Source organism: Kitasatospora sp. NPDC058444, assembly GCF_042721415.1.
Lineage (GTDB): Bacteria > Actinomycetota > Actinomycetes > Streptomycetales > Streptomycetaceae > Kitasatospora.
The window spans coordinates 1-19,959 of record NZ_JBHXLL010000015.1 but is presented as its reverse complement, the minus strand read 5'-3'; the positions used below and the strand labels follow the sequence as shown (position 1 = coordinate 19,959).

16 protein-coding genes are annotated in these 19,959 nt (G+C 72.5%); 4 read left to right on the top strand and 12 right to left on the bottom strand.

The window, feature by feature from the left end; translation table 11 throughout:
• Positions 1 to 12 precede the first annotated feature (12 nt).
• On the top strand, positions 13 to 615 hold the full coding sequence (locus ACFWP2_RS17675) for a TetR/AcrR family transcriptional regulator (RefSeq protein WP_380452110.1): 603 nt from the start codon (positions 13 to 15) through the stop codon (positions 613 to 615).
• Here the strand turns inward: ACFWP2_RS17675 and ACFWP2_RS17670 are convergent.
• From ACFWP2_RS17670 to ACFWP2_RS17660, 3 genes are all read right to left on the bottom strand, one after another.
• Complete coding sequence (locus tag ACFWP2_RS17670) at positions 612 to 1,532, bottom strand: phosphorothioated DNA-binding restriction endonuclease (protein ID WP_380452107.1); 921 nt, start codon at positions 1,530 to 1,532, stop codon at positions 612 to 614. The two genes, ACFWP2_RS17675 and ACFWP2_RS17670, sit on opposite strands and share 4 nt — an antisense overlap.
• Before the next feature lie 122 nt (positions 1,533 to 1,654).
• A complete protein-coding gene (locus ACFWP2_RS17665; protein WP_380452104.1) occupies positions 1,655 to 2,305 on the bottom strand; it encodes a lysophospholipid acyltransferase family protein in 651 nt (216 codons plus the stop codon).
• A 109-nt stretch (positions 2,306 to 2,414) separates the two neighbouring features.
• The gene (locus ACFWP2_RS17660) at positions 2,415 to 3,083 is read right to left on the bottom strand and encodes a metallophosphoesterase (protein WP_380452101.1); all 669 of its coding nucleotides are present in this window, start codon (positions 3,081 to 3,083) and stop codon (positions 2,415 to 2,417) included.
• Between the two features lie 429 nt (positions 3,084 to 3,512).
• Here ACFWP2_RS17660 and ACFWP2_RS17655 point away from each other — a divergent pair, with 429 nt between their 5' ends.
• A complete protein-coding gene (locus ACFWP2_RS17655) occupies positions 3,513 to 4,118 on the top strand; it encodes a transglycosylase family protein (RefSeq protein ID WP_380452098.1) in 606 nt (201 codons plus the stop codon).
• 190 nt (positions 4,119 to 4,308) lie between these two features.
• Here the strand turns inward: ACFWP2_RS17655 and ACFWP2_RS17650 are convergent, their stop codons facing one another.
• The 4 genes from ACFWP2_RS17650 to ACFWP2_RS17635 form a co-directional block, all read right to left on the bottom strand.
• The gene (locus ACFWP2_RS17650; protein WP_380452095.1) at positions 4,309 to 6,339 is read right to left on the bottom strand and encodes an amino acid transporter; all 2,031 of its coding nucleotides are present in this window, start codon (positions 6,337 to 6,339) and stop codon (positions 4,309 to 4,311) included.
• A 313-nt stretch (positions 6,340 to 6,652) separates the two neighbouring features.
• Entirely contained in the window at positions 6,653 to 8,287 is a 1,635-nt protein-coding gene (locus ACFWP2_RS17645; protein WP_380452093.1) for a multicopper oxidase family protein, read from the bottom strand.
• Between the two features lie 146 nt (positions 8,288 to 8,433).
• Positions 8,434 to 8,940 carry a hypothetical protein gene (locus ACFWP2_RS17640; RefSeq protein WP_380452090.1) on the bottom strand — a complete coding sequence of 169 codons (507 nt, stop codon included), beginning with the start codon at positions 8,938 to 8,940 and terminating at the stop codon, positions 8,434 to 8,436.
• Between the two features lie 111 nt (positions 8,941 to 9,051).
• Positions 9,052 to 9,993 (bottom strand): LysR family transcriptional regulator, encoded by a 942-nt coding sequence (locus tag ACFWP2_RS17635; RefSeq protein ID WP_380452087.1) that lies wholly within the window; start codon positions 9,991 to 9,993, stop codon positions 9,052 to 9,054.
• 130 nt (positions 9,994 to 10,123) lie between these two features.
• On the opposite strand from ACFWP2_RS17635, the gene ACFWP2_RS17630 reads away from it, so the two are divergent.
• Both ACFWP2_RS17630 and ACFWP2_RS17625 read left to right on the top strand, forming a co-directional pair.
• Complete coding sequence (locus ACFWP2_RS17630) at positions 10,124 to 11,179, top strand: YncE family protein (protein ID WP_380452084.1); 1,056 nt, start codon at positions 10,124 to 10,126, stop codon at positions 11,177 to 11,179.
• 805 nt (positions 11,180 to 11,984) lie between these two features.
• The gene (locus tag ACFWP2_RS17625; RefSeq protein ID WP_380452081.1) at positions 11,985 to 12,386 is read left to right on the top strand and encodes a YccF domain-containing protein; all 402 of its coding nucleotides are present in this window, start codon (positions 11,985 to 11,987) and stop codon (positions 12,384 to 12,386) included.
• A 237-nt stretch (positions 12,387 to 12,623) separates the two neighbouring features.
• Here ACFWP2_RS17625 and ACFWP2_RS17620 read toward each other — a convergent pair whose 3' ends face one another.
• The 5 genes from ACFWP2_RS17620 to ACFWP2_RS17600 all read right to left on the bottom strand — a co-directional run.
• Positions 12,624 to 13,268: a response regulator gene (locus tag ACFWP2_RS17620; protein WP_380452078.1), complete on the bottom strand. Its 645-nt coding sequence runs from the start codon at positions 13,266 to 13,268 to the stop codon at positions 12,624 to 12,626.
• Complete coding sequence (locus ACFWP2_RS17615) at positions 13,232 to 14,539, bottom strand: sensor histidine kinase (RefSeq protein WP_380452075.1); 1,308 nt, start codon at positions 14,537 to 14,539, stop codon at positions 13,232 to 13,234. Before ACFWP2_RS17615 ends, ACFWP2_RS17620 begins: the two co-directional genes overlap by 37 nt.
• Positions 14,540 to 14,877: 338 nt before the next feature.
• Complete coding sequence (locus tag ACFWP2_RS17610) at positions 14,878 to 17,388, bottom strand: ABC transporter permease (protein WP_380452072.1); 2,511 nt, start codon at positions 17,386 to 17,388, stop codon at positions 14,878 to 14,880.
• Positions 17,388 to 18,188 (bottom strand): ABC transporter ATP-binding protein, encoded by an 801-nt coding sequence (locus ACFWP2_RS17605; protein ID WP_380452069.1) that lies wholly within the window; start codon positions 18,186 to 18,188, stop codon positions 17,388 to 17,390. The genes ACFWP2_RS17610 and ACFWP2_RS17605 overlap by 1 nt, the downstream gene beginning before the upstream one ends.
• 233 nt (positions 18,189 to 18,421) lie before the next feature.
• The coding region (locus ACFWP2_RS17600; RefSeq protein WP_380452066.1) for an alpha/beta fold hydrolase at positions 18,422 to 19,959 on the bottom strand (1,538 nt) is incomplete at its 5' end.

Here is a 19,959-nt window from a genome sequence, read left to right as displayed (position 1 = left end):
GGAAGGAACCCGATGCCGAAGCTGGTGGACCACGAGGAACGGCGAGCCCACATCATCGACGCGCTGCTCCGCTCAGCGGCGAGCAGCGGACTGCACTCCGTCACCATGCGGTCCGTGGCGATCGAGGCGGGCGTCTCGGTGCGCCTCGTCCAGTACTACTTCGACACCAAGGAGCAGCTGCTCCTCGCCGCCATGGCCCGCCTGACGACCCGCATGGGCGAGCGGATCCAGCGGCGCGTCCGCGCCGACGGCGCCGCCACCGACCCGCGCGGCATCATCGAGGCCGTCCTACTGGAGGCCGTCCCCACCGACGAGGAGAGCCGGGCCTTCCACCTCATCCACACCGAGTACGCGGTGCTCTCCGTCACCGACCCGGCGCTCGGCGGGCAGCCCTTCCTCGCGGCGCCCGACGAGATGGAGGCCTTCCTCGCCGCCCAGCTGGCGGCAGCCCAGCAGACCGGAGGCGCCGATCCGCGACTGGACCCGCAGCAGGAGGCCGTCATCCTCCTCGCCGTCTCGGCCGGCCTCGGCCTGAGCGTCCTGCTCGGCCAGCGCACGGCCGAGGCGGCAACGGCCGTCCTGCGCTACCACCTCGGCCGCCTCCTCCCCGGTTAGACCAACACCGGCTCCCGCTCGGCCGGTTGGCGCGGCACACCGTGGAACACCTGGCGCACGTGCCACTCCCGGTGCCGATCCGCGACCGGCGGGCGACCGGGCTGCGGACCGATCACCGGCCGTCCGGCGAGTGCCAGCACGTGCCGCCGGCTGGCCTCGCTGCGGCCGACGAAGCGGTCCGAGACCAGGATGCGGTGGCCCTCCCCCAGGCCCAGCACGCCCTTGTCGAACAGCTTGTGGTGCAGCGAGCACAGGCACAGGCCGTTGTCGACCTCGTCCGGCCCCTCGTGCGACCACCAGCGCACGTGCGCGGCCTCCAGCCCGACCGCGCTCGCGCCGAGGGCGCCGTCGTAGCCGCAGAACGCGCACTGGAACTCATAGGCGGTGAGTATCAGTTCACGCATCCGCCGGTCCCGCTGCCGCCGGGCCGCGGCCTCCGCCCCGCGTACGATCCCCGCCTCGGCCCGCTCCAGGTCGAGGCCGACCGCCTCGCAGAGCTCGGCGTGCAGGGATGTCGGGAAGTGGGCGTCCAGCAGCACCCGGCCTATCCGCCCCAGCAGGGCCGGATCCTCGCCGAGCGCCGCCCGCAGCCCGGGCGCGAGCCGGCCGGTGGCCCCGCTCGACCGCAGGACCCCGATCCCGCTCCCGGGGCTGCCCGGCCCCTGATCGGTGCGGACCTCCCACACCCCGTCGCTGACCAGGTGGTGGAACGGGTAGGCGGGAGTCGTCGGACGCGGCGGCCCGTACTCGGCGAGCAGCCGCTTCAGTTCCGCCTCGACCGCGCTGTACCGCAGTTCGCCCGCCGCGTCCCGCTGGTAGCCGCCGAGCGCGTAGAGCAGCAGCAACGGCTTGTGCGGCGCGCGTTCGCCGTCCTTCGTCCAGCGCCTCAGCCGCGCCACCCGATCGAGCCAGTCCATGCCCGTCAGCGTAGTTCCCGGCGCGGCGAAGGGATCCCCGGGCCTGGCCACCGGGGCCGCTGCGTCCCGAACCTGTGTCAGCCGGCGCTCATCCGTGACGTGTCGCACGCACCCCCACGACCTCACCCCGCCCCTCGGCACCGCTGCTCCGCCGCGTGCCAGGCGGCGGTGACGGCGCGGTGGGCGGCGGCCGTGGCCTCGGCGACGTCGCCGGGCAGGTGGAGCGGGGTGCCGAGGTGGACGTGCAGGGCGGGGCGGCGCAGTGGGGCGGTGGCGAATCCGGCGAGCTGTTTGGCGGTGCCGCCGGAGCTCAGGCGGCGGGCGCCGCACTGGCCGAGCGGCACCACCGGGGCGCCGCCGGCCGCCGCGAGCCGGGCCAGGCCGGTGCGGAAGGCGCCCGGCGCCGTGTCGCGGGAGTCCCGGCGCTTCGGCAGGCCGCCCTCGCCGTAGATCAGGACGACCCGGCCGGCCGCGAGCGCCGTCGCGGCCGCGTCGAGGGCCGCGGCCGCCCGGGCCGTGCCGCGGTGGACGGGGATGTGCCCGCCGGCCCGCAGCGCCCCGCCGAGCAGCGGCACCCGCCACAGCCCGGCGGCCGCCATGACCACCGGTTCGGTGCCCAGCCGGCGCAGGGCGGCCAGGACGACGCCCGGGTCGGCGAGCGAGCTGTGGTTGGCCGCGACGATGCTGCCGGGGGCGACCGGGCCGGCCGTCTCGGACGTGACGGTCAGGCGGCCGAGGACGGGCACCAGGGTGCCGGCGATCCGGCTGAGCATGGACGTTCCTCCGAGGTCTTCGGCGGGATGGTCCCCCCATGCTCTCCGGGCGCCGCCGCCGAACGCCTGAGTAGGGGTACTCAGACCGGACCGGGTACGCGGGGCCGGGTCAGCCGCGCTGCACGGTGACCCGGTCCACGGCCGTGCCGTCCTCGGTGACGGAGCGCAGCTCCATCCGGGCCGGCTTGCCCGCGACGGCCGGGGTCACGTCGATCGCGACCAGGCAGTACCCGGCGTAGCGGACCCTGGACCAGGTGACCTTGACGGTCTGGCTGTGGCCGCTCCGGTCGGAGACCACCATCGGCACGGGCTTGTCGTTGGCGCTCTCGTGGCCGAGGTAGGTGTCGGAGGCGGGGAAGGAGTAGAGCCCGCCGCCTCCGCCGCCCGCGACCACGTAGGTGGTGCCGTCCTTCACCGGGTCGACGGTGTCGCCGGAGACGACCTTGCGGGTGGCCTTGCCGGCCCGGATGGGGTCGGTCCGCTCGTAGACGTGGTTGTGGCCGCTGAGCACCAGGTCCACCTTGTACTTGTCGAACAGCGGGGCCCAGTCCTGCTGCGCGCCGAGTTCGGCGCCGTTGTCGTGGCAGGTGGAGTACGTGCACTGGTGCAGGTAGACGACGATGAAGTCGATGCCGGTGGACTGGCTCCAGGCGTTGTCGGGCGTCGTGAACCGGGCGCGCATGCCGCCGTAGCCGTCGGCGCCGTCCCAGGGCTCCATCTCGTGGTTGCCGATCGCCGGCATCCACCGGGTCCGCGCGGCGACGGGTTCGTTCTGCACGAAGAAGGAGTCCCACAGCCGGGCGGTGGAAGGCGGGTCGGCGAGGCTCCGACCGAACCGCCGCTCACACCCCGGCCCGGCCCTTGATCAACCGTGGGCGTCCGCGAACACCCCGGCGAGCAGGGCGCCGGCCGCGTAGCCGATGTCGCGCCAGAAGCGTTGGGTGCCGGGCGCGTTGGCTCGTCGGCCGGGGTGGGCGTGGTCGTCGTTCGCACCCTTCTTCGAGGAACGTCCCGGGCCACTGTGGATCGGGGGCCGATGACGAGGGTGACGGCCGGTTGGCCGCGGGCCGACGAGGTGGTACCGGGCCGCCGTGCGGGTGACCTGCCGGACGTGTCGGCGCCGGAACACCCCGTCCGGCGTGCATGGGTGGAAGGGCGCCGTCCGCGGACGACGCAGGTTTTCTGTCCCCCAGTCTGAGAGCCGCCGATGCCTCCCACCGTCTGTCTGCGCCGTATCGTCCCGACCGCGCTCTGCGCCCTCACCGTGGCCTTCGCCGTCGCCCCCGCGGCCCACGCCGCGCCACCGGGCCGCGCCGGCGGGCCCGGCTCCGGAAGGGCCGACCGCGGCCCGTACGACTGGGACCGCGTGGCGGCCTGCGAGAGCACCGGCAACTGGCGCATCAACACCGGCAACGGCTACTACGGCGGCCTCCAGTTCGACCAGCCCACGTGGCGGGAGAACGGCGGCCTCGCCTACGCACCGCGTGCCGACCTCGCCACCCGCGAGGAGCAGATCGCCGTCGCCGAGCACCTCGCCGACCACCGCGGCCTCTCCCCCTGGCCCGTCTGCGGCGCCCGCGCCGTCCGCGGCCACGGCCGCGAGGGCGCCGTTCCGCCGCGGTCCGCCGTCCCGGCCAAGGCTGTCTCGGAGGACGGCACCTACACCGTCCGCGCGTACGACACCCTCGGCGAGATCGCCGAACGGCTGCGCGTCCGCGGCGGCTGGCCCGCGCTCTACGAGCTCAACCGCGACGCGGTCGGCGAGGACCCGGATCTCATCGAGCCGGGCCTCGTCCTCGACCTCCCGTCCTGAACCGGGACCCACCCGTCCTGTCCCCACCGCCCCTTCTCCCGTCCCACCGGCCCCGCCGTCCGCGCCCGCCCCGGCGCGGGCGGCGGTCCGTCGTTGCCCCCGGGGACGCCGACGGCCCGCCCGCTCCCTCGGAGCGGACGGGCCGGGTCGGACGAGCCAGGTCGGACGAGGCGGAGCCGACGGACCGCGGTCAGCCGACGTGGACGCGCGGGCGGCGCGAGCGGTCGGGCTCGGCCTCGCGCAGCACCTCGCGGGTGACCGGCGCGACCTCGCCCTGCCCGAACAGGAAGAACCGCAGGAACTGGGCGAAGGGGCTGCCCTCGGTCCACTCGAAGTAGAGGTGCGGCTGCTGCCCGGTGCGGTCCCGGATGTTCAGCGCCAGCGCGGCGAGCGCGTTCGGGATGCTGGAGCTCTCCAGGGTGAGCACCCGGTAGCGGCCGTGCAGCACCTCGCCGCGCACCGTGAGCTCGGCCTCGAAGTCGGAGGCGTCGCGGACGGTCACCTCGACGAAGACCAGGTCGTCCTCGCCGGGGATGTCGTTGTCGGCGCGGATCTGGCGGATCTTGTCGCGGTACTCGGCGATGTCGCGGTTGCTCGGCTCGTTGGCGATCAGCCGCAGCGGGCGGTGCGCGTAGTCCCTGATGAAACGTTCCGCCACGTCGTCCATCGCCACGTTGGTGACGCGCAGCTCGAAGGCGCGGCGCAGCCGGGAGAGCAGCGAGACCAGGATGATGCCGGCGATGAAGCAGGCACCGATCTTCAGACCGTCCGGCCGCTCCAGGCAGTTCAGCACGGTGGTGTAGAGGAAGATCGCCGAGATGACCGCGAAGGCGATGGTCCAGCCGCGCTCGCGCTTCTTGTACGCGGCGATGGTCACCGCGATGGCGGCGGAGCTGATCAGCACCAGCACACCGGTGGCGTACGCGCCGCCCTGGGCGTCCACGTCCGCGTCGAAGATCCAGGTGACCAGGAAGCCGATCAGGGTCAGCACGATCACCATCGGGCGCACCGCGCGGGCCCAGTGCGGGGCCATGCCGTAGCGCGGCAGGTAGCGGGGCAGCAGGTTGAGCATGCCCGCCATCGCGGAGGCCCCGGCGAACCAGAGGATCGCGATGGTGGAGAGGTCGTAGACGCTGCCGAAGGCGCCGCCCAGGTACTCGTGCGCCAGGTACGCCAGGGCACGGCCGTTGGCCTCGCCGCCGGCCTTGAACTGGTCGGCCGGGATGAGCAGCGTGGTGATGAAGCTGGTGGCGATCAGGAAGCAGCTCATGATCACAGCGGAGGTGGTCAGCAGCTTGCGGGCGCCGCGGATCCGGCCGGCCGGGTTCTCCTCGGTGTCCTCGGAGCCGCCCTTGATGTGCGGCATCACGGCGACGCCGGTCTCGAAGCCGGACAGGCCGAGCGCCAGCTTCGGGAAGGTCACCAGGGCCACGCCGACCATGATGATCGGATTGCCGTGCTGGGCGGTCAGCGCGTCCGTCCAGTCGGTGACCACGTGCGGCGCCTCGATGATCTTCCAGAGGCCGACGGCCACCACGACCACGTTCAGCACCAGGTACGCCCCGACCAGGAACACCGCCAGGCCGATCGCCTCGCTGAACCCCTTGAGGAACACCGCGCCGAGCAGCGCGATCATGATCATCGTGATCAGCACCTGCTTGTTGCCGAGGAGGCTGGTCAGGTGCGGGTTCTCCACCAGGTGCGCGCTCGCGTCGGCGGCGGACAGCGTGATGGTGATCAGGAAGTCCGTGGCCGCGAAGCCGAGCAACGCGAGGACGAAGAGCTTGCCCTTCCAGAACGACAGCAGCCGCTCCAGCATCGCGATCGAACCCTCGCCGTGCGGGCTCTCCTTGGCCACCCGCCGGTAGACCGGCAGCGCACCCAGCAGGGTGACGACCACCAGCACGATGGTGGCGATCGGCGACAGCACACCCGCGGCCAGGGCGGCGATGCCCGGCTGGTAGCCGAGCGTCGAGAAGTAGTCCAGGCCGGTCAGGCACATCACGCGCCACCAGCGCTGGCCGGCGTGCGCACCGTGCGCGGCGGAGTCCCCCGCCGCCGCGCCGGCGCCCTCGGGCGAATCCTCCGGGGCACCCTCCACGGCGGACCGCTGCGCGGGCTTCTCCGCGGTCACGTCCTCCAGCAACCAGCTGCGGAGGCGTATTCGCGCCGACGGCGCATCCGACTCCGCCGTCTCCGTCGAACCCGACGAAACCACCATGCACCTCTTGTTTAAAGACCCCGTAAAACGCCGTCGAACGACGGCGATGCGACAGGCTATGCGACGGGCGTTAAGGATCCGCTATCGGCCCGCGTTAAGAAAACGTCATGGCCGCGCGGGTGGGCGCGGGAGGGCGCGAGTGGGTGGGCGGTCCGGCACGGCACGGCAGGCCGGGGGGCACGGTTCGGCAGGCCAGGTGGCACGGCGCGGCGAGCCGGGTGCCGCGGAGGCGGGGACCCCGAACCGACCGACGGTTCGGGGTCCCCACGGTGTGAAACCCGGGGCCAATTCCCGCGCGGGGGGGAGCCCGGGGTCAGGCCCGGTAGCCGAGGACGGTCATCATGCCCGTCTCCGCGTGGTAGACGTTGTGGCAGTGCACCATCCACAGGCCCGGGTTGTCCGCGTCGAAGTCGACGGCCAGGGTCGTACCCGGCAGCACGATCGCGGTGTCCTTGCGGGGGCCGTCGCCGGGCAGCGCGAAGCTGTGGCCGTGCAGGTGGACGGGGTGCCACATGGTGGTGCTGTTGCGGAACTCCAGCCGCACCCGCTCGCCCGCCGCCACCGGGTAGCGCTGCGCCGGGTCGTACCTGCGGCCGTTGAACGCCCAGTCGGCCTTCGCCATCCCGCCGGTGAGCTCCAGCCTCACCGTGCGGTCCGGCGCCTTCGCGGGCAGCCGGACGCCCGGGGCCGCCTTGAGCTGCCCGGCGGTGAGCAGCCGGCCGTCCAGCTCGGCCGGGCGGACGGCGGCATCGGGCGCGGCGCCGCCGCCGGTGCGCAGCACGGCCAGGGCGGTGGCGTTCTTGCCCTCGGCCAGGGCGGTCAGCGGGAAGACGCCGTCCCCGGCGGTGACCAGCACGTCGTAGCGCTCGCCCATGCCGAGCAGCAGCGCCTGGGTGGCGGCCGGTTCCACCGGGAAGCCGTCGGTGTGGGTGACGGTCAGCTCGTGGCCGCCGAGGGCGACCCGGTAGGCGGTGTCGCCGCCCGCGTTGATCAGCCGGATCCGGATCCGGTCGCCGGGCTTGGCGGTGAAGGTCTCGGGCGCGGTGGCGAGCCTGCCGTTGACCAGGTGGAACGGGTACGCGACGTCGCCGGCGTCGCCGCCCAGCAGCGGGCTCCGGGCGCCCATCAGCATCCGGCCGGGGGCGGCGGCGCCGCTCGGGGTGCTCCCCGTGCCGGACGTCCCCGGCATCCCCGGCATCTCGTGGCCGGACATCCCCGACATCCCGGACATGTCGTGCCCGGAGCCGCCCGAGTGGTCCATCCCTCCCATGCCCTGGGCGAGTTCGGCGAGGACGGCGTCCGGAGTGCTGCCGTCGACGCCGTCCACCCAGTCGTCCAGGACGACCACCCACTCCTTGTCGTAGGCCAGCGGCTCCTTGGGGTCCTCGACGATCAGCGGGGCGTACAGGCCGCGGTCCTGCTGGACGCCGGAGTGCGGGTGGAACCAGTACGTGCCCGGGTGGGAGAGCGCGAAGCGGTACTCGAGCGAGGCGCCGGGCCGGATGTCGGCCTGGGTCACGCCCGGCACGCCGTCCATGTCGTTGCGCAGCGCGAGGCCGTGCCAGTGCAGCGAGGTGGACTGCGGGAGGTGGTTGGCCAGGGTGACGGCGAGGGTGTCGCCCAGGGTGGCGCGCACCTCCTGGCCGGGCAGGCGGTCGCCGTACGCCCAGCTGCGGACGGTACGGCCGCCGAGGTCGAGGGTGGTCCCGGTGGCGGTGAGCGCGACCTTCCGCTCCGGGCCGGGGTTGCGCCGGGCCTCGGCGGCGGCGACCTCGGGGCCGTTCGGGGAGAGGTAGCCGGCCGGGGCGGCGGACGCGCCGTGGTTCATGGACCCGTGGTCCATGCCCTCCATGCCCTCCATCGAGCCGGAGGAGCAGGCGGTGAGCAGGCCGGTCCCGGCGGCGGCGAGCGCGGCGCCGAGGACGGTACGACGGGTGGGTGTGCGCATGGCGGAGTACACCTCGTGCGGTGAGTGGGTGTGCAGGACGTCGCGTCGGCCGTTCCGTGCGCGGGCGCCGTGGGGCGCGAGCGGGCGCGCGGATGTGCGCGCGGGCGCCCCAGAGCGGGCGCGGGCACGGAACGGCGGGCGCGCGCCTACTGACGCAGCACCGAAAGCCGGGCGAGGAGTATCCGCCCGCCCCCGGGCGGGGGCAGCGCGCGGACGGCCCGCAGCAGTCGGGCCCGCACCTCGGCGGCGGCGTCGCCGCTGCGGCGCAGCAGTGCGCCGGAGAGGACCAGCACCAGGGTCCAGCCGGCCAGGACGGCGAGGCAGACCGCCATCGGGTCCATGCCATCGGGCGCGGCGGGGTCGGCCGCGGAGACGGCGGGGGCGAGGGCTGGGCCGAGGACGGAGGCGGCGTGGCCGGGCTCGGCGGCGTGGCCGGGCTCGGCGGCCGGTCCCTGGTGGACGGCGCCTGCCTCCCGCATCGCGGAGGCGTGCACCCCCGGGCCCTCGTGCGCGCCGGAACCGCCGGAGCCGCCGTGCGCACCGCCCGGATGGCCGAGCGTGTGCATGGTCACGATGCCGAGCAGCAGTGCGGCGAGCAGCAGCAGGCGCGGCGCCCAGGGCACCGGCGGTCCGGAGGGCCGCGACCGCGCCATCCCCGCCTCCCGTCCTCGCCGCCCGTTCGTACCCCGGCAGGGTATCCCGACCTCACGCCGAGCGCCGCCCCGGGGCGCCGCGTCGGCCCTCCCGCTTCCTGCCGCCTCGCCTTACCCCGTACCCGACTCCCCGCCCGTACCCGACTCCCCGTCCGTCCCCGCCCCCGCGCCCAGCACCGCGGCCGCCACGTGCTCGCGGAACCAGCGGTGCCCCGGATCGGCCGAGTGGCGCGGGTGCCAGGCCATCCCCAGCTCCAGCGGGGCGAGTTCGAGCGGGATCGGGAAGGTGCGCAGGCCCAGCGCGGCGATGGTGTCCGGCAGCCAGTCCGCGGGGACGAGGGTGATCAGATCGCTGTCCCGGGTCAGCAGCATCGCACCGGTGTGACTCGGCACGACGACCGCCACCCGGCGCCGCAGCCCGAGCCCGGCAAGCGCGGTGTCGATCGGGCCGAGGCGCTTGCCGCGCCGGGAGACGCCGATGTGGTCGGCGGCGGCGAAGCGCCGGGCGGTGATCCGGCGGCCGTCGAACAGCGGGTGGCCGCCGCGGGCGAGACCGACCAGCGGGGCGGTCAGCAGCCGGCGGGTGCGGACCTCCGGGTCCAGGTGTCCGAGCACCCCCAGCTCGACGTCCACCAGGCCCTGCCGCAGCGCCGGGCCGCCCTCCAGGGTCTCCGGCAGGAACACCACGTCCACCCGGGGCGCCTCGGCCCGCACCCGCTCGGCGAGCGCGCCGGCCACCCGCACCAGCATCAGCTCACCGGCCTGCACCGTGAAGGTGCGGTCCAGGTGCACGGGGTCGAACCCGGCGCCCGGCCGCAGCACGCTGTCACAGCCGCGCAGCAACGCGCCCACCTCCTCCCGCAGTTCGAGCGCCCGCGGGGTCGGGACGAGCCCCTGCCCGGCGCGCACCAGCAGCGGGTCCTCGACGGCGCGGCGCAGACGGGCCAGCATCCGGCTGACCGCCGCCGGCGAGGTGCCGAGCCGCTCGGCCGCACGGGTGACGCTGTTCTCCTGGAGCAGCGCGTCCAGGGCCCGCAGCAGATTGAGATCCATCGATCGAGCGCTCCTGAGCTGTGTCTTTGCATTTCCGGCAACTATCCGATGCCGATCCTTGCATTGTTCCGCCCCTTGCCGTCGAGGAACGATCGAGACGACCGCGAAGCCCTCCCCGAGGAGTCCTCACATGTCCCAGCCCTCCCCTGTCGACCGCGCCGACCGCGCCGGTGACGTCCTCGCCGTCGTCAGCCAGAGCGGCCCGACCGTCTCGTTCTTCGACGCCGCCACCGACCGCCACCTCGACACCGTCGAAATCCTCGCCGAGCCGCACGAGTTGTGCTTCGACCCGACCCAGCGGCTGCTCTGGTGCACCAGCGCGTACCACTCGGGCTACTACCACGCCAACAGCGGCCGCCGCACCGAGCTGACCGTCATCGACGCCGACACCCGCCGGATCGTCGAGGTGATCGACCTCGCCCCCGAACACGGCCCGCACGGGCTGGCGTTGGACACCACCCGGGGCCGCCTCTACGTCAGCGTCGAGGGCAACGAGGACCGCCCCGGCGGCGTCGTGGTGATCGACACCGAGACCCGCCGCCCGATCGGCCGGATCGACACCGACGCCCCCGGCCCGCACTGGTTCGCCATCTCCCCGGACGGCCGGACCGGCTTCGCCACCAACAAGGAGGCGCCCTTCGTCTCGGTCGTGGACCTCGAGAAGGGCGTGCTGACCGCCAAGGTGGAGGTCCCCGGCAGCGAGGGCCTGGCCGTCTCCCCCGACGGCACCCGGGTCTACGCCGCCGGCCCGTACCTCTCCACCACCACCGCCCCCGGCGCGACCCCCGGCATCCGCGTCATCGACGTCCCGACCGCCACCGTCACGGCCGTCCTCACGACGGACTCCCCCGCCCTGCCGGTCCACCTCACCTCGACCGGCCGGCTGCTGGCCGGCGAGGTCCGGCTGGCCCCCGACCCCGGCAACGCCCTGGGCCGCCAACTCCCCGGCCTGCTCACCGTGTTCGCCGCCGACGACCACCGCCGCCTCGGCTCCGTCGAGGTGGGCCTCTTCCCCCTCACCATCACCTCCTCCCCGGACGGCGCCCTCGCCTACGTCGCCAGCGTCGTCTCCTCCACCGTCGACATCATCGACCTGGCCACCCTCACCCCCGTCTCCCGCCTGACCATCCCCAAGCTCGCCGACCCGGGCGCCCACGGCCTGGCCTACCTCCCCCGCCCGGCCTGACCTCCACGCCACTCCGCGCAGCCGCCCACTCCGACTCGGCGCCGAGACCCGCCACTTAACCCACGCCGCCCATCCCGGGCCCCTCGCGCGAACCCTCCGCACGAGGGGCCCGGGCGCGTCCGCGCACAGGCGGGGGCGGTGATGCTCCCGACCCCCTCACGGCCGAAGTCACCACCGGCGCCTGGAGTGCAGGTCGCCCGCCAGAGGCCGGCGGCCTCCACGCGTCCTTCCGGAGGGGAGGAGGCCAGCGGCGTGGGGGGGGGCGGCCTCGCCCCCTCCACGCCTCCTGGTGCTCATTCGATGCCGGTCACCAGCGGTACTGGCCATCGCTCACGACGCCTTTTCGCCGTTCGGGTTCCGTGGTACCTGCACGGATTGATCCGGACGCTATCAGCGGGTACTCCCCGATCCGGTCTCCTGCCGGTAATCGCGCGCGGCCGTGCGGTGCCGCGCGCGATTACCGGGGAAAGACCGCCCGTGGGCGGCGGCCGGAACCCGGTGTTCGCGGTGACCGGTGTCGCCGCCTTCGACGGCGGCCGGATCGACCGGCTGTACGGATTCTTCAAGAACTGCTGACCCCGGCCCGAGGTGTCCAGCAGGCCGTGCACGAAGCCGTCCTCGTCGGCGGGTTCGTGCGGTGCGGGCCGGACACCCGCCGCGGCCACCACCGGATCGGCGGCAGCCCCGCCCGAAGCCGCGGCCCGGACCGATCCCTGAGGAACGACCCCTAAGGGCGTAGACACGCCCGCCGGCGGGCATGGCACGGTCGTAGTGCAACGCCATCAGCTATGAGAAGGTACCGAGCATGAGTGCAGTGAAGTTCATCCTCAATGTCATTTGGCTGCTTTTCTGTGGCATCTGGATGGCCATTGCCTATGTGATCGCGGGAATCATCTGCTGCATTCTCATCGTCACCATTCCGTTCGGCATCGCGTCGTTCCGGCTTGCCGGGTTCATCCTGTGGCCGTTCGGGCGGACGGCGGTGGAGCGGCCGGACGCGGGGCCGGCGTCCTGTGTGGGGAACGTCATCTGGCTGGTGTTCGCCGGCTGGTGGCTGGCTCTCGGGCACCTGATCACGAGCATCCCGCTGTTCCTGTCGATCATCGGCATCCCCTTCGGGTGGGCCAACCTGAAGATGATCCCGGTCTCGCTGATGCCGCTCGGCCGCGAGATCGTGCCGACCGACCAGGAGTGGGGCGCGCGGTAACCGTCACGAACACTGATGGCCGACGGGGGAAGAGGTCCCCGTCGGCCATCAGTGTTCGCACCGTTCGGGCCCGCGTCAGCTTCCGCCGGAAGCGGAGCGGCGAAAGCGCGCCATGCTGAGCGTCCGAACGCGATCCCGTTGGCGATCGCCTCCACGCCGGTGAGCGGCGACCGAGCAGCGGCGGCCACTCCGGCTTCCTCCCGGCGCGACCGGCCGGACAGGGCCTCGTGCGTCCACTCAGGCGTTGAGGTAGGCGAGGACCGCCAGGACGCGCCGGTTGCTGTCGCTGTCCGGGGGCAGCATGAGCTTGACGAAGATGCTCGAGATGTGCTTGGCCGCCGCACCCTCGGTGATGACGAGGCGTTGTGCGATGGCGGTGTTGGAGCAGCCCTCGGCCATCAGCTCCAGGACGCTGCGCTCTCGTACCGTGAGTGCGGCGAGCGGTTCGTCGCGTGCGTGGCTCACCATCAGTTGGGAGACCACGGAGGGGTCCATGGCGGTACCGCCGGCGGCGACCCGGCGGATCGCGTCGATGAACTGCTCGTTGTCGAAGACGCTGTCCTTGAGCAGGTAACCGATGCCGCCGGTGCCGTCGGCGAGCAGCTCCCTGGCGTACATCTGCTCGACGTGCTGGGAGAGCACGAGGATCGGGAGTTTGGGGATCTCACGCCTGGCCTGCAGGGCGGCCTTGAGGCCTTCGGTGGTGAAGGTCGGCGGCAGCCGGACGTCGACGATCAGGATGTCGGGACGATGCCTGGCGGCGGCCTCGAGCAGGTCGGGACCGTTGTCGACGGCCGCCACGGTCTCGAAGCCGTAGGCGTCCAGGAGTTGGATCAGCCCCTGCCTCAGGAGGAAGAGGTCTTCAGCGAGGACAACACGCACGGTATCTCCATCTTGATTGCGGTCGGACCACCCAGCGGGCTACTGATGTCGAGGGTTCCGTCGAAGGTGGCCAGCCGCCGGCGGATGCCGTGCAGACCGGTTCCCGCGGTGGCGTCGGCACCACCGCGGCCGTCGTCGATGACCCGGGCGTGCAGCACGGCGCCGTCCTGCCAGGCGCTGACCTCGACGTGCTCGGCGCCGGAGTACTTCAGGGCGTTGGTCAGCAGCTCGGACACCGCGAAGTACAGGGCGGATTCGAGTGGTGGCGGCACCTCGCCCGGGATGCTCACCGTCACCTCGACCCGGAGCGGGCTGGCCAGGCCGAGGGCGCGCAGCGCGTCGGCCAGGCCGCGTTCGGCGAGGATCGGCGGGTGGATGCCGTGCACCAGGTCGCGCAGCTCACGCAGGGCCGAGATGGAGGAGGTGCGGGCCTCGCGCAGCAGCCTGCGGGCCTCGTCCGACTCGCTGCCGAGATGGCGTTCGAGTGCCCCGAGGGTCATGCCGAGGCTGACCAGCCTGGCCTGGGCACCGTCGTGCAGGTCGCGTTCGATCCGGCGCAGTTCGGCGGCGGCCGCGTCCAGGGCACCGGATCGGGTCTCGGCCAGGTGCTGGACCCGGACGGCGAGTCGGGAGCGCTCGGTGGGGCCGAGCAGCAGGCGGGTGAAGTACGCGTGCGCGGTAAGGAAGGCCGGGCTGTACCACACCCAGACGACGAAGAGCGCCGCTGCCGCCAGCGCGCCCAGGGCGGCGGTGGGTTGGCTCTGGATCGGGACGAAGAAGTACTCGCGCCCGGTGCCCCGCGCCCGCAGGATGGGCCGCCACAGGCCGCAGGCCAGCGCAAACCCTTCGAGGACGTAGTAGAGCACCACGGCGGGCAGGAAACCGATCATGCCGACGACCGAGTTGAGCAGCAGCCAGAGCAGGTCCCGCCAGCTGGCCGGATCGGTCAGAATCCATTTGCAGCGGCGGATCCAGCCGACGATGTCCTTCTCGAACTCCTGGGGCTCCGGCCGGTAGGGAACGGCGATCTCGATTCCCGATCGGGCGGCCACCCGCCGGTTGGCGTTGCACAGCCAGCGGACCCACTTGGTCACGATCGGCAGCATCACCGCGCCGATACCGATGACGAAGAGGATCACGAAATAGGCGGTGATCAGGAACAGGCAGACCGAGAGCATGGCGCCCAGCGCGATCAGCACCCCTACCACCAGGTCGGTGCCGGCCCGGCGGAGTCGGGCGGGGAACTCGTGCAGACCGTTCCTGGTGTTCACCAGGTCTCGCTCGGGCCCGCGCAGGGGGATGTGGCCCGGCGGGATATGGGCAAGGCCTCCGGATCCGCGGCTCGGTCGATGGATGGGTCGAAGGAAGGGCGGTAAGCGAAGTACACCTGAGCGATCGTCCATCCGTGACAGCAGTGATCCCGCGAGCCCGTCCGACGAGTACGTACAGGACGTACCCACCGGTCGTGCTCGCGGGTTTTTTCGATCGGCGCCACGTTACTAAACCTCAACGAGCCGTGACGAGTTGACCGACCGGCGGTCGGCCGGGAAACGGCTGTGGGGCCGCTCCTCCGTCCGGGGGTGACGGAAGAGCGGCCCCGGCGTGCCGGTCAGGCGGACCTGGCCGTTTCGATCGGCGGCGTCCGCATGCCCCTCCAGGAGGGGAACAGGGTCGCGCCGAAGATCAGGACGAGCGCGCCGCCGATGATCGCGAGGTAGATGCCGATCGAGCCCTTCGGCAGGATCGAGTCGGCCTTCACCAGGCTGTACGGGACGATCGTGGTCGCCGAGGAGATGGTGCCCAGGATGGTCGCGATGACGGCGACCAGGGCGCCTTCGACGCTCAGCATGCCCAGCACCTGGGCCTTGGTGGAGCCGGTCAGACGCTGGAGACCGAACTCGCCCTGGCGCTTGCGGGTCACCGCCACCAGGCTGTTGATCACGGTGATCGCCGCGTAGCCGACGATCATGGCGACGATGGTGTAGTTCGAGGAGACCAGGATCTGCTGGATCTGGTTGTTGGAGCTGGTCAGCGTGGAACGGTCGGCGATCGCGGTGCCGGGCACCGTGGCCGCCACGCCGTCGAGGTGGGACTGGATCTGGGCGTGGTCGGCGCTGCCGTCCGCCTTGACGAGGATCTTGGTCGGCAGGCCGGTGCTGGTGTGCGGGGCCAGCACGTCGGAGGGCAGCAGCAGGTACTGCTCCTGGGGGTTGTCGGCGTAGGTGGCCACGACCTTGGGGTCGGCGGCGGTGCCGTCACCGAAGTGGATCTTCAGGTTGTCCCCGATGCGGACGCCGAAGTCCTTCGCCTGCTTGTCCGACAGGGCAACCGTGTTGCCCTTCAGGTCGCCGATCGATCCGTTCAGCGAGTCGAGCGCGATGGTCTGCTGGACACCGTTGGCCGAGACGCCACGCAGATCCATGGTGTTGCCGCTGCCTGCGGCGTCCACGAAGCCGATGGAGCTGACCAGTTCGGAGACGCCGGACACGCCCGGGATGGAGCGGACCGAGCCGATCACGCCCGGCGCGAAGCCGCCGGTCGAGGAGTCGAGCACGTAGTCGGCCAGCACGTTGCTCTCGTAGCTCTTGGCGGAGACGGTGTCCTCGGTGGCCTGCATGTACAGGGTGCCGTTGGCGATGCCGATCAGCAGGATGATCGGAGCCACCGCGCCCGCCATCCGGACGTTGTTGGTGGTGGCGTTGCGCAGCGCCATGTACCCGGACAGTCCGGAGAACGCGCGGACGGGCCAACGGAGCGCCACCACGATCGCCTTGGTGATCCCCGGGGCGAGCAGCGCCACGCCGATCGCGAACAGGACCGAGGCCGGTCCCGCGGTGCTCGCCAGGGTCGGACCGTCGGTCATCACCGTGACCGTGACGACCGACAGCGTGACGCCGTTGAGCATGAAGAACAGCGCCAGCAGCAGGCGGGTGGTGGTGAGCCACTTGGTCTGCAGGGTGCTCTCGGCCATCGCCGCGACCGGCTCGGTCTTCGCGGCCTTGCGCCCCGCGAACAGCGCCGCGCCCATGGCGGCCGCGATCGCCGCGAAGGCGCCGACCGTGATCGGGATCCAGCCCTCGCGGAAGATGATCTCCTTGGACACCACGCCGTTGCCGGTCAGCTGCCCGTACAGCAGCTTGCCGACGACGAGGCCGGGGGCGATCGCCAGGGCGGTGGCGATCACCGACAGCACGGCGGTCTCACCGAGGATCATCCGGCGCACCTGCCGGGAGGTGGTGCCGATCGCCCGCAGCAGGGCCATCTCGTGCGCCCGCTGCTGGAGCGAGAGCCCGAGCGTGGAGGCGACACCGAACATCACGATCAGGACCGCCCAGCTGCCGAAGATCGCCGCCAGGATGGTCACGGTCCGCTGGCTGGAGAGCGTGCCCGGCAGGTCGGCCAGGCCGCGCCGCTCGCCGGTGAGCACCATCGCCTTGCCGCTGACCGCCGAACTCACGGCCTGCTCCAGCGCAGCAACGTCGACACCGGCCGCCGGCTGCACCCCGATGGAGTCGAACTTGCCCTTGGAGTCGGCCAGTTGCTGCGCCTGGGCATCGGAGAAGAACAGGCTCGGCTGGATCGTCTCGCCGGTGGTCTGGTGGGCGATGCCGGAGACCGTGAAGGTCCGGGCAGCGCCGTGCACGGTCAGCTGCACGCTGGAGCCGACGCCGGCGCCCGAATCTGCCGACAGCTTCGCGTCGAGGACCACCTGGCCGTTGCCCGGGGCCACGCCCTGGGTCAGCGTGAACGGGGTCAGCCCGGCGCCGGACCAGTTGTGGCCCTTCGAGCCGGCGTCGACCGCCTTGCCGCCCACCACCACGGTCGCGGGGAAGGACAGGTCGGTGATCGCGCTGCCGACGCCGGGAACCGCCTTGACCGTGTCGAGCACACTCGGGTCGATCCGGTTGCGCTCGGTCAGCGCGGTGTCGTCGTAGGTCTGCTGACCGGTCACCACGATCGGCACCCCGGCCAGGCGCTGCGGCGGGGCCGCCATCCGGACGCCGGTCTCCATCAGGCCACCGCAGGCCATCACGATCGCGGCACCCAGGAACATCGCCACGAAGGTGGCGATGAACCCGGTCTTACGGAACTTCAGTGTGCGCAGGGCCAGTAGCAGCATCAGCGGCCACCCCCCGACAGGGCGGAGGAGGGCTCGAAGTTCTCGTCGTCCCAGGCGCCGAGCCGGGTCATCCGCGCGGCGACGGCCTCGGCGGTCGGCTGGTACAGCTCGCCGACGAAGCGGCCGTCCGCGAGGAAGACCACGCGGTCGGCGTAGGAGGCGGCCACCGGGTCGTGGGTGACCATGACCAGGGTCTGCCCGCCGGCGGTCACCGACTCGCGCAGCAGGCCGAGCACGGCCGCGGCGGTACGGGTGTCCAGGGCGCCGGTCGGCTCGTCGGCGAAGACCACGGCGGGCCGGGTCACCAGGGCTCGCGCGATCGCCACGCGCTGCTGCTGGCCGCCGGAGAGCTGGCCGGGCAGGTGGTCGAGCCGGTCGGCCAGACCGACCCGGTTGACCACCATCAGGATCTGGCTCTTGTTCGGACGCTTGCCGGCCAGCTGGAGCGGCAGCACGATGTTCTGCATCACCGTCAGGGCCGGAAGCAGGTTGAACGACTGGAAGATGAAGCCGATCCGGTCGCGGCGCAGCTTGGTGAGCCGCACCTCGTCCAGGTCCGCGAGGTTGGTGTCACCGACCAGCACCTTGCCCGAAGTGGGCTTGACCAGACCGGCGGCGCAGTGCAGGAAGGTGCTCTTGCCCGATCCCGAGGGGCCCATCACGGCCGTGAAGCTGCCGGTATCGAAGGTCATGCTCAGTCTCTTGAGCGCGGCCACCTCGTTGTCGCCTTTGCCGTAGATCTTCTCGACCGCTTCCAGCCGGACGGCCACTGCCTGCTGACCGCTCTCCTGAGTCTGCACTGGAACTCCCACCCGGTTAATCACGCACCTCACGCGAACTGGTATCAACGGTAGAAGCGGCGGCGGTTCGGCACATTGGCATTGCTTGGCGTATCCGAGGTAGAACTTTCTCCCCCTCGGTGGCGGATGTCCTACCACCACCGCAAGCCGCTTCCGGGAACACCAAGGGCGCGGAACCGATGGCCCGCGCCCCTGGTCACCGGGCCCCTGACGGCAGGGCCGGCGAGTAACGGTCAGCTTTCGAGGGTTCCGAGCGTCGAAAGCCAGTCGTCGACCGCCTCTGCCACCACCGGCGCCGACTCCTCCAGGATGGTGAAGTGGGTGCCGGGCACCTCCCGCAGCAGGTGCTCGCCGCTCCACGAGGCTCGCCAGTCCTCGGTGCCGGGCGCGTCGGTGAAGGACTGCGCCGGGCGGACGAAGAGCACCGGGGCCGACAGCGCTCCCGGCAGGCAGTCCACGATCAGGTCGCTGTAGCGGCTCATCGCGGCAAGCCTGGCGGCGCTGAACCGGCCGAAGGAGGACTCCCGGTCCAGCATGCCCCGGAACATCTGCGGCCAGAGTTCGTCCTGGCCCTCGCCGCCGGGCAGGTAGGTGTCCAGCAGGACGACCCCGGCCGCCGGGGTGCCCGCCTTCTCCAACACCTCGGCGGTGGCGTGCGCGAACTGGCCGCCGGACGAGTAGCCGACCAGGACGAAGGGCTCCCCCGCCGCCATGGCCGGCAGGCCTTCGAGGAAGACGTCGAGCACGGCGTCCACCGAGCACGGCAGCGCCTCCCCGGGGCCGAACCCCGGCACCGGCGGCACCACCACCTCGCGGCGGCCGCGGAAGTGCGAGGCGAACCGGGCGTACTGGTGGGCGCCGCCGAGCGCCATCGGGGAGGGGAAGCAGATCAGCTTGGGTCCCTGCTCCCCCTGGGCGAGGCGGACCGGCTCGGCCAGGCGCTCCAGTTCGGCCGCCGAGGAGAAGTCGGGCAGGATCTCGGCGACCGCGTCGAGCAGCGCCATCCCCTTCGTCATCCGGCCGTCGGCGGCGGCCCGGCGCAGCAGCCCGCTGATCGACTCCAGGTCCTCGGCAGCGTCCTCGGCGCCGCCGTCGACAGCGCCGTCGGCGCCGGCCCCGGCGAGCCCGGACCCGCCGTGGGCCAGCTCGGTTCGCAGGTGGGCGGCCAGGTCGGCCGGGGTGCGGTGGTAGAAGACCACGCCGGCGGACAGGGCCAGCCCGGTGGCCGCGGAGAGTGCGATGCGCAGTTCGGTGCCGGAGACCGAGTCCATCCCGGCCTCCAGGAAGCCGACCTCCGGCTCGATCGCCTCCACGGAGGAGTGGCCGAGGATGGCGGCGCTCTGCGAGCGGACCAACTCGACCAGCAGCTCCTGCTGTTCGGACTCGCCGACCCCGGCGAGGCGCGCGCGCAGCGGCGCCACCTCCCCCGCCCCGGCCTGCTGGTCGGGGGTGTCAAGCGCGCCGACGACCAGCGGGACGTCCGCCGCCAGCCAGTACCGCTGGTGCTGGAAGGCGTACGTCGGCAGCTCCGCCCGCCCGGCACCGGGGAAGACCGCCTGCCAGTCGGGAGCCAGGCCGTCCACGTAGAGCTGGGCCAGCCCCGTCAGCAGGGTGACGCTCTCCGAGCCGAGCCGGCGGCCGAGCGGGACGAACGCCGTGTCCGGCGCCTGGACGCTCTCGCGGGCCAGCCCGGTCAGCACCGCGTCGGGACCCAGCTCCACGAAACGGGTGACGCCCGCGGCCTCCAGCGCCCGGACACCGTCGTGGAAGC